Origin of the sequence: Sphingomonas sp. FUKUSWIS1, assembly GCF_000733135.1 — a bacterium.
Classification (GTDB): domain Bacteria; phylum Pseudomonadota; class Alphaproteobacteria; order Sphingomonadales; family Sphingomonadaceae; genus Sphingomonas; species Sphingomonas aerolata.
Genome location: NZ_JPJC01000105.1, coordinates 25,526 through 33,486, shown reverse-complemented (window position 1 = coordinate 33,486; position 7,961 = coordinate 25,526). Strand labels below are relative to the sequence as shown.

General features: G+C 68.2%; 6 protein-coding genes. 5 read left to right on the top strand and 1 reads right to left on the bottom strand.

Features of this window, described 5'->3' with window-relative positions:
• From sphsw_RS07675 to sphsw_RS07655, 5 genes are all read left to right on the top strand, one after another.
• Positions 1-1,297, top strand: a 1,297-nt coding sequence (locus sphsw_RS07675; RefSeq protein ID WP_031440094.1) for a TIGR03013 family XrtA/PEP-CTERM system glycosyltransferase, incomplete at its 5' end; no start/stop codon positions are given.
• A gap of 7 nt (positions 1,298-1,304) precedes the next feature.
• Positions 1,305-3,365, top strand: a complete 2,061-nt coding sequence (gene prsK, locus sphsw_RS07670; protein WP_031440093.1) for an XrtA/PEP-CTERM system histidine kinase PrsK — start codon at positions 1,305-1,307, stop codon at positions 3,363-3,365.
• Positions 3,362-4,741: a PEP-CTERM-box response regulator transcription factor gene (gene prsR, locus sphsw_RS07665; protein WP_031440092.1), complete on the top strand. Its 1,380-nt coding sequence runs from the start codon at positions 3,362-3,364 to the stop codon at positions 4,739-4,741. The genes prsK and prsR overlap by 4 nt, the downstream gene beginning before the upstream one ends.
• On the top strand, positions 4,734-6,749 hold the full coding sequence (locus sphsw_RS07660; RefSeq protein ID WP_031440091.1) for a tetratricopeptide repeat protein: 2,016 nt from the start codon (positions 4,734-4,736) through the stop codon (positions 6,747-6,749). The genes prsR and sphsw_RS07660 overlap by 8 nt, the downstream gene beginning before the upstream one ends.
• Before the next feature lie 38 nt (positions 6,750-6,787).
• Positions 6,788-7,597 (top strand): ATP-binding protein, encoded by an 810-nt coding sequence (locus tag sphsw_RS07655; RefSeq protein WP_031440090.1) that lies wholly within the window; start codon positions 6,788-6,790, stop codon positions 7,595-7,597.
• Between the two features lie 42 nt (positions 7,598-7,639).
• Here sphsw_RS07655 and sphsw_RS07650 read toward each other — a convergent pair whose 3' ends face one another.
• Positions 7,640-7,894 carry a hypothetical protein gene (locus tag sphsw_RS07650; protein ID WP_031440089.1) on the bottom strand — a complete coding sequence of 85 codons (255 nt, stop codon included), beginning with the start codon at positions 7,892-7,894 and terminating at the stop codon, positions 7,640-7,642.
• Positions 7,895-7,961: the final 67 nt, after the last annotated feature.

Sequence of the window (7,961 nt, the reverse complement as noted above, 5' to 3'; positions counted from 1 at the left end):
CTGGGTGGTCCGCGCGCATCAGATCGGCATGGCGGTCGAGCCGATCCACACGCGCGTGCTCCAGCTTGCGACCTTTGCCGCGGCGTTGCAGATCGCGCTGGTCGCGGTCGGTGCCTATGGCGTCGCCTCGTTCCTGTCGCTGCGGTTCGCCGCCGCGCGGCTCGCGGTCGCCTTCTCGCTCGGCGTGATCTTCCAGTCGCTGATCTTCTTCCTGGTCCCCGCGCTCACCTTCTGGCGGTCGAACCTGCTCTATGCGACACTGATCGCCGCAGTCCTGCTGGTGACGGTCCGCGCGGTGCTCGGCCGCGCTCTAGGCGGCGACACGTTCAAGCGACGGATCGTCGTGCTCGGCGCGGGCCATCGTGCCGCACGCATCCTCGCTCTGTCGCAACAGCCTGGGATCAACTTCGTCGCAGCGGGCTTCGTCGCGATGGGCGAGGCGGAGGCCGTGGTCGACGGTGCGATTCCGCGCGCCGACATCCCGAACCTGGCGGCGCATATCGTCGACCTGAACGCAGGCGAAGTTGTCCTCGCGCTCGAAGAGCGGCGCAACGCGCTGCCACTCAAGGATCTGCTCCGTGTCCGCACGACCGGCGTCCAGGTCATCGAGATTTCGACCTTTCTCGAACGCGAGACCGGGCGGATCGATCTCAACAGCGTGAACCCGTCCTGGCTGATCTTTTCCGACGGTTTCGCCAGCGGCCGGATGCTGTCGAGCGTGTTCAAACGCGCGTTCGACATTGTCGCCAGCCTGATCCTGCTGGCGGCCACGCTGCCGGTCATCCTGGTCACCGCGCTTGCGATCAAGCTCGAGTCACGCGGCCCCGCCTTCTACCGCCAGCGGCGCGTCGGCCTGTACAATCAGGGGTTCGACATCCTGAAACTCCGTTCGATGCGGCAGGATGCCGAGATTGCGGGCAAGGCGGTCTGGGCGGCGGAGGACGATCCCCGGATCACGCGGATCGGCCGCTTCATCCGCAAGGTCCGCATCGACGAACTGCCGCAGACCTGGACCGTGCTCCGCGGCGAGATGAGCTTTGTCGGCCCGCGCCCCGAACGGCCGCAATTCGTCGACGAACTTGAAACCCAGCTGCCTTATTACGCCGAGCGTCACATGGTGAAGCCGGGCATCACGGGCTGGGCGCAGATCAATTATCCTTACGGCGCATCGATCGAGGATGCGCGGCACAAGCTCGAATATGATCTGTATTACGCCAAGAATTATTCGCCCTTTCTCGACATGCTGATCCTTTTGCAGACGCTCCGGGTCGTCCTGTGGCCGACCGGCGCGCGCTGAACGTGGCATGATTGCGCTGCTGATCCTGTGGACGCATGCGCTGGCCGCGCTGCTGTTCGGCGCGCTCGTGTTCAGGCAGGCGCAGCGGCCGGCCGGCAGCTGGTCGAACGCGGCTTTTGTCGGCCCGCTCGTCCTGACGACGCTCTGGGCGCTCGCAGTCTCGGGCATCGACTTTCGCGACGTCAGCACCCGGATCGCCGAGAGCGCGCGCTCCATCGCCTGGCTCGGATTCATGTTCGCGCTCGTACGCCGGGAACGCACCGGCAACCGCGCGCTGGGTGCGGTCTATGGGACCGTCGTGGCGATCGCGGTGATCGGCGCGCTGCTCGCAGTCGTCGAACTGGTGCCGATGGATGCCGATGCGCAGGCCCAGACCGAGTCGGCACGGCTCGTGTTCGGGATGATGGTGGCGATCAGCGCGCTGGTGCTGGTCCATCATCTGCATCAGGCAGCACGGGCCTCGCCCGACGCGGCGTGGCACGGCGGGCGTCTGGTCGTGGTCGCGGTCACGATCATGTGGAGCGTCGATCTGCTGCTGGCTGTCAGCGCCTATGTCGCGCCGCGCTGGACGCCTGTGATCGTTGCCGCACGCGGTGTCGCGATGATCGGCATGGCGCTGCTCCTGCTCGTCGCGGTCACCCGTCGCGGCGACTGGACGTTCGCGGTGTCGCGGCGCGTCGCCACCCGGTCCCTCGGCGCGATCGCGGTGATTAGCTATGTCGGGATCACCGCCGTCGCGACCAGCGTCGCCGACGCCTATGGCGGCGATCATGCGCGGCTGATCCAGACCGCGATCATCTGCGGTGCGACCGCCGCGCTGTTCGGGCTGTTGGCTACGTCGTGGCTGCGCGCATGGGCGAAGGTGAAGATCGCCAAGCACCTGTTTCGCCATCGCTATGATTATCGCGCGGAGTGGCAGCGTTTCACCGAGACGCTGGGCGCACCGGGCGACGGCGCCGCGCCGCTCGACGGACGGATCGTGAAGGCGGTGGCGGACCTGACCGACAGCCCGGGCGGTCTCTTGCTCGTCCCCGACGGCCTCGGCATGAGCAGCGCCGCCGCCTGGAACTGGGAGATGGCGACGGCGCCGGCACCGATGTCGGATCGGGCGCTGGCCGTGCGTCTTCGTCTCAGCCCGCGGATCATCGAACTCGACCCCGTACGACACGGCACGGCCCCGGCGGAGGAAATTGCGAGCGTGCCGCACTGGCTCAGCGCGTGTCCCGCCGCCTGGGCGATCGTCCCTCTGGTGCATGGCGGTGCACTGGTTGGCGCGATCATCCTCGCCCGTCCGCCGGTCGATCGCGCGCTGGACTGGGAGGATTTCGACCTGTTGCGCGTCGCGGGCCGGCAGGCGGCGAGCTACCTTGCCGAGGACCGCGCGCATGCCGCGCTCGCGGACGCGCAGCGGTTCGACGAGTTCAACCGCCGCTTCGCGTTCATCCTGCACGACATCAAGAATCTCGTCAGCCAGTTGACGCTGGTCGCGCGCAACGCAGAGCGTCACGCCGACAATCCGGCGTTCCGCGTCGACATGGTTGCCACTCTTCAGGACTCAGCCGATCGCATGAACGCGCTGCTCGCCCGGCTTTCACAAACGCACGCGGCCCCCAGCGAGCCGTTCCAGCCTGTGGATGTCGCAGCACTGGTCAACCGCGTCGTCGGCGCGCGTCGCGCACAGCATCCGATCGCGGCACAGGCGACCGGACAGGTGGTCGCCCGTGCGCAGGCGGCACGGCTCGAACAGGTGCTGGGCCACCTGATCCAGAATGCGATCGAAGCGAGCGACCGCGACGCTCCGATCGTCGTCGCGGTTGCGGCGAACGGCGCGACCATCGCGATCGACGTGATCGACCAGGGGTGCGGGATGAGCCCGGGCTTCGTCCGCCATCAGCTGTTCCGGCCGTTCGCTTCGTCCAAGCCGCTGGGGTTCGGGATCGGCGCGTTCGAGGCACTGCAACTGGTCGAGGCGATGGGCGGGTCGCTCGATGTCTTCAGCCGGGAAGGTGAGGGGACGCGGTTCCGCATATCGTTGCCGGCGGCCGATGCGATGGAGGCGGCGGCATGAGCGCATCGGCATCCCCTGTGGAGGCGCGCCCGGTGCTTCTGATCGTCGAGGACGATCTCGGGCTGCAGCGACAGCTGCGCTGGGCGTATGAGGGCTATGAGATCGTCGTCGCCAGCGACCGCGCCACCGCGATCGAAGCGGTTCGTGCGCACGAACCCGCCGTCGTCACGCTCGATCTCGGCCTGCCGCCCGATCCCGACGGCGTCACCGAAGGCTTTGCGACGCTGCGCGAAATCCTCGCGCTGAAACCCGATACCAAGGTGATTATCGCGTCCGGGCACGGTGCACGCGAAAGCGCGCTGACCGCGATCGCGGAGGGGGCGTGGGATTTCTATGCCAAACCGATCGATATCGACGTGCTCGGGATGATCGTCGCACGTGCGTTCCACGTCCATGGCCTCGAGGCGGAGAACCGGCGGCTTGCGGCGCGGGTGGCAGCGAGCGGGACGGGATTTGGCGGCGTGATCGCCGCCTCGCCCGAAATGGCGCTGGTGACGCGGACGCTCGAACGGGTCGCGCCCGCCAATGTGGCGGTGATGCTGCTGGGCGCGAGCGGAACGGGCAAGGAAGTGCTCGCGCGCGGTATCCATGATGCGTCGCCGCGCGCGCGGGGCAGGTTCGTCGCGATCAACTGCGCGGCGATTCCCGAGACGTTGCTCGAAAGCGAGCTGTTCGGTCATGAAAAGGGGGCGTTCACCGGCGCGATCAAGACCACCGAGGGCAAGATCGAACAGGCGGCGGGTGGCACGCTGTTCCTCGACGAGATCGGCGACGTGCCGCTGACGCTGCAGGTCAAACTGTTGCGGTTCCTGCAGGAACGGGTGATCGAGCGGGTCGGCGGCCGCAAGGCGATCCCGGTCGACACGCGGATCGTCTGCGCGACGCATCAGGATGTCGACGCGATGGTCGCGACGGGCCGCTTCCGCGAGGATCTCTATTACCGGCTGGCGGAAATCGTCGTGCGGATCCCTTCGCTGGCCGAGCGCAGCGGCGACGCGGCGCTGCTCGCGCGGCATTTTCTGGCCAGATATGCCAAGACGATGAATGCCGGCGTGACCGGCCTCGCCCCCGATGCGCGCGCGGCGATCGATGGCTGGAGCTGGCCGGGCAATGTCCGCGAGCTCGAAAACCGGATCAAGCGCGCGGTGATCATGGCCGACGGCAAGCTGATTACCGCTGCCGATCTCGACCTCGGCGGTACCGCCGACACGGCCGATGGGCTCAACCTGCGGGCGGCGAGGGAGGTGGCAGATCGCAAGGCCATCCGTCGTGCGCTGAGCCGTGCCGGGGGCAATATCTCGAGCGCGTCCCGGCTGCTCGGGATCAGCCGGCCGACGCTGTACGATCTGCTGAAAAGCTATGATCTCCATGCGTGACCCGCGATATCCGCTGTTGCGCCGCAGACGCGCACCGCGGCGACGGCGTGTGTTCACGCGGAGCCATGCCCGTCTGCTGACGATCGCGCTGCTCGTGGTGGCGGTCGCGGGGACGGCGACGCTGCTGACGCTGCGGCGCGATCCCCCCGATGCGCGACGCTTGCTCCGCGACGCGCGGATCACGCTGCAGTCGGGCAATTACAGCGCGGCCCGGTCCAATGCGCAGGCGGCGATCGCGGCGGCGCCGTCGAACGGGCCTGCGCATGTGGTCCTTGCACGCGCCCTGCTCGAACTGGGAGACGGGCTCGCAGCCGAGGCCGAACTGACCCGCGCGCGCGATGCAGGCATCGCGATCGCCACGCTCTACCCGTTCCAGGCGCAGGCGCGGCTGCTCCAGAATGACCCGGTCGGTGCGATCGAGGCGGCCGACCGCGCCGCACCGCGCCAGGCCGCCTATGCTCGCCGCATCCGCGCCGCCGCGCTGGCACTGCTCGGCAACGGCGCTGCAGCCCGCGTTGATCTTGGCCGCCTGGTGGCAGAGCAGCCTCGCGACGGGCGCAACTGGACTGCGCTCGGTCGCGTGGCGCTGGCTATCGGCGATGTCGGTACCGCCGCGGATGCTGCGACGCGCGCGGTCGCGCTGTTGCCGGATGAGCCCGCGGCGCTGACGTTGCAGGGCGAAATTGTCCGCCGGCGGTACGGCCTGGTCGCAGCACTCCCCTGGTTCGAGCGCGCGCTTGCACGCGATGCCTATTATCATCCGGCGCTGATCGAATATGCCGCCACGCTCGGTGATGCCGGGCGGTATCGCGCCATGCTGGCGGCGACGCGACGCGCGCAGCGGGCGCGACCCGGCAGCCCGCAGGCGCTGTATCTCCAGGCGGTGCTCGCGGCGCGCGCGGGCCGGACCGAACTCGCGCGCGGGTTGCTCCAGAAGACTGGCGGGGCGATCGACAGCATGCCCGGTGCGATCCTGCTCAGCGGTGTGCTCGACTATGCCGAGGGGCGGTTCGAACAGGCCGGCGCGATGTGGCGCGGTCTCGCGCGGCAACAGCCGCTCAACGTCAGCGTGCGCCGGCTGTTGGGCGCCGCGTTGCTGCGGTCGGATGATCCGCGCGGGGCGCGGGAGGTGCTGAGGCCGATCGTCACCCGTGCGGACGCCGACAGCTATGCGCTCGTGCTTTTCGCGCGTGCGGCAGCCGCCACCGCAACGACGGACCGTGAGCGCGAGGGTGTGGCGCAGGATCTCGATCGCGCAAACCGCGGTGCCACCGGGATGGCGACGGCCTTCGCGATCGACGATCAGGTCGGCACGCTCGACGCGGCGATCCTGCAGGTTCCGGGGGATCCGGGCGCTCTGCTGGCGGCGATTCGCGGCCGGATTCAAGCGCGCGCGCCGGGTGATGCGCTTGCCCGCGCCCGCAACCTTGCGCGGGCAAGCCCCGGCGCGCCCGCCGCCCAGTCGACGCTGGGCGACACCTTCGCGGTGGCGGGGCGTTACGCGGACGCTGCACCGCTCTATGCGCATGCCGCGGATCTCAGCTTCGACGAACCGACGATGCTGCGCCTGGTCGACGCGCTGAGCCGGGTCTCGCGCCAACGCGAGGCATCGACCGCGCTGGCCCTGTATCTTTCGCAAAATCCGCAAAGCCTGACCGGCCAGCGAATCCTTGGCCATTGGCACGTGATGGCAGGCAACTGGACCGCGGCGATCGAGACGCTCGAAGCGGTGCGCCGGCGGATCGGCAATCGTGACGCGGGGCTGCTGACAGATCTCGCGCGCGCCTATGCCGGGGCGGCGCCGCGTGACGGCGCAGATACGGCAGCGCTTCGCTATGCGCGCGCCGCCCATGCGCTTGCGCCGATGAATGCAGCGGCGACCGACGCCTATGGCATCGCGCTGGCGGGCGTCGGCAAGCTGGACGGTGCGCGGCAGGTGCTGACCAAGGCGGTAGCGCTGGCCCCCGGGGATCGCGCCATCGCCAGCCATCTCGCCCAGCTCCGTTAGACCTTGTCGCACGGCGGCGGTGCCGTCATGACCGCGCGATGACCGACCCGCTCGACAGGATCGCCGCCGCGCTCGAACGCCTCTCGCCGCCGCTGCCGCCAGTAGCGGACTGTCTGGCGTTTCCCGCCTATGTGTGGCGCAACCAGTCGCTCGTTCCGATCCGCGGTTTCGCCCCGCTGCCGCTCGATCTGCTTATCGGCATCAATCGGCAGAAGCACCTGCTGCTGGACATGGTCCGGCGGGTCGCCCGCGGCCACGCAGCGCATGACGTGCTGCTATGGGGCGCGCGCGGCACCGGTAAATCGGCGCTGGTGAAAAGCGTCGTCGCCGCGGTCCAGGCCGAACAGGGCAATGTCGCGCTGATCGCGATCGCCGACATGACCGCGCTGCCGGACCTGTTTGCGATGCTGGCACCCGTGGACCGCGCTTTCATCGTCTTCGTCGACGATCTCGGCATCGATACTTCGTCTGAGGCGCGTGTGCTGAGATCCGTGCTCGAAGGCGGTGCAGAGCCACGTCCCGCCAATGTGCGTCTGGCCGTGACGGCGAACCGCCGGCATCTGGCGCCACGCGATATCGCCGAACAGGAAAGTGCCATCAATCCACGCGATTCGATCGACGACCAGCTGGCGCTGGCGGATCGGTTCGGACTCAGTCTGGGGTTTCATGCCGTCGATCAGGACGGCTATCTGGCGATCGTCGCGGGCTATGCGGCGCTACACGACCTGCCATTTCAGCCCGACGAGGCCCTGACATGGGCAACGCAGCGGGGAAGTCGTTCCGGGCGTGTTGCCTGGCAGTATATCGTTGACTTGGCGGGGCGGTCCGGGCGCGCGATCAGCAAATAACGTAAAAAGGGCCGGCGCCTAAGCGCCGACCCTCAGAACAGCTTAGTTGCTGTCCGAATCGTTGTCGTTGTCGTCCTTGACGATGGCGACAACGCCGATCGCAACGACGCCAGCTGCGATCAGGCCGGCGATCACGCCAGCGCCTGCAGCCTTGTTCTTGCCGGTCGTTGCCGAACCGATGCGTGCCTTCGAAACCGACAGGCTCGACGCAGGGTTGGCAGGCGCAGCAACGGCTGCAACCGACGTGGACATCATAGCGATAGCGAGCGCGCTACCGGTCAGGTTCTTCAGCTTCATAAGACTCTCCAAAACGTACAATGGCGGGATGCTGCAACGCGGTAACATGTGTCAAGTTCCAAATGGT

Excerpts from the sequence above, each read along its gene's own strand:
- sphsw_RS07650 (WP_031440089.1), bottom strand. The coding sequence starts at position 7,894 with ATGAAGCTGAAGAACCTGACCGGTAGCGCGCTCGCTATCGCTATGATG.
- prsK (WP_031440093.1), top strand. The coding sequence starts at position 1,305 with ATGATTGCGCTGCTGATCCTGTGGACGCATGCGCTGGCCGCGCTGCTG.
- sphsw_RS07655 (WP_031440090.1), top strand. The coding sequence starts at position 6,788 with ATGACCGACCCGCTCGACAGGATCGCCGCCGCGCTCGAACGCCTCTCG.
- sphsw_RS07660 (WP_031440091.1), top strand. The coding sequence starts at position 4,734 with ATGCGTGACCCGCGATATCCGCTGTTGCGCCGCAGACGCGCACCGCGG.
- prsR (WP_031440092.1), top strand. The coding sequence starts at position 3,362 with ATGAGCGCATCGGCATCCCCTGTGGAGGCGCGCCCGGTGCTTCTGATC.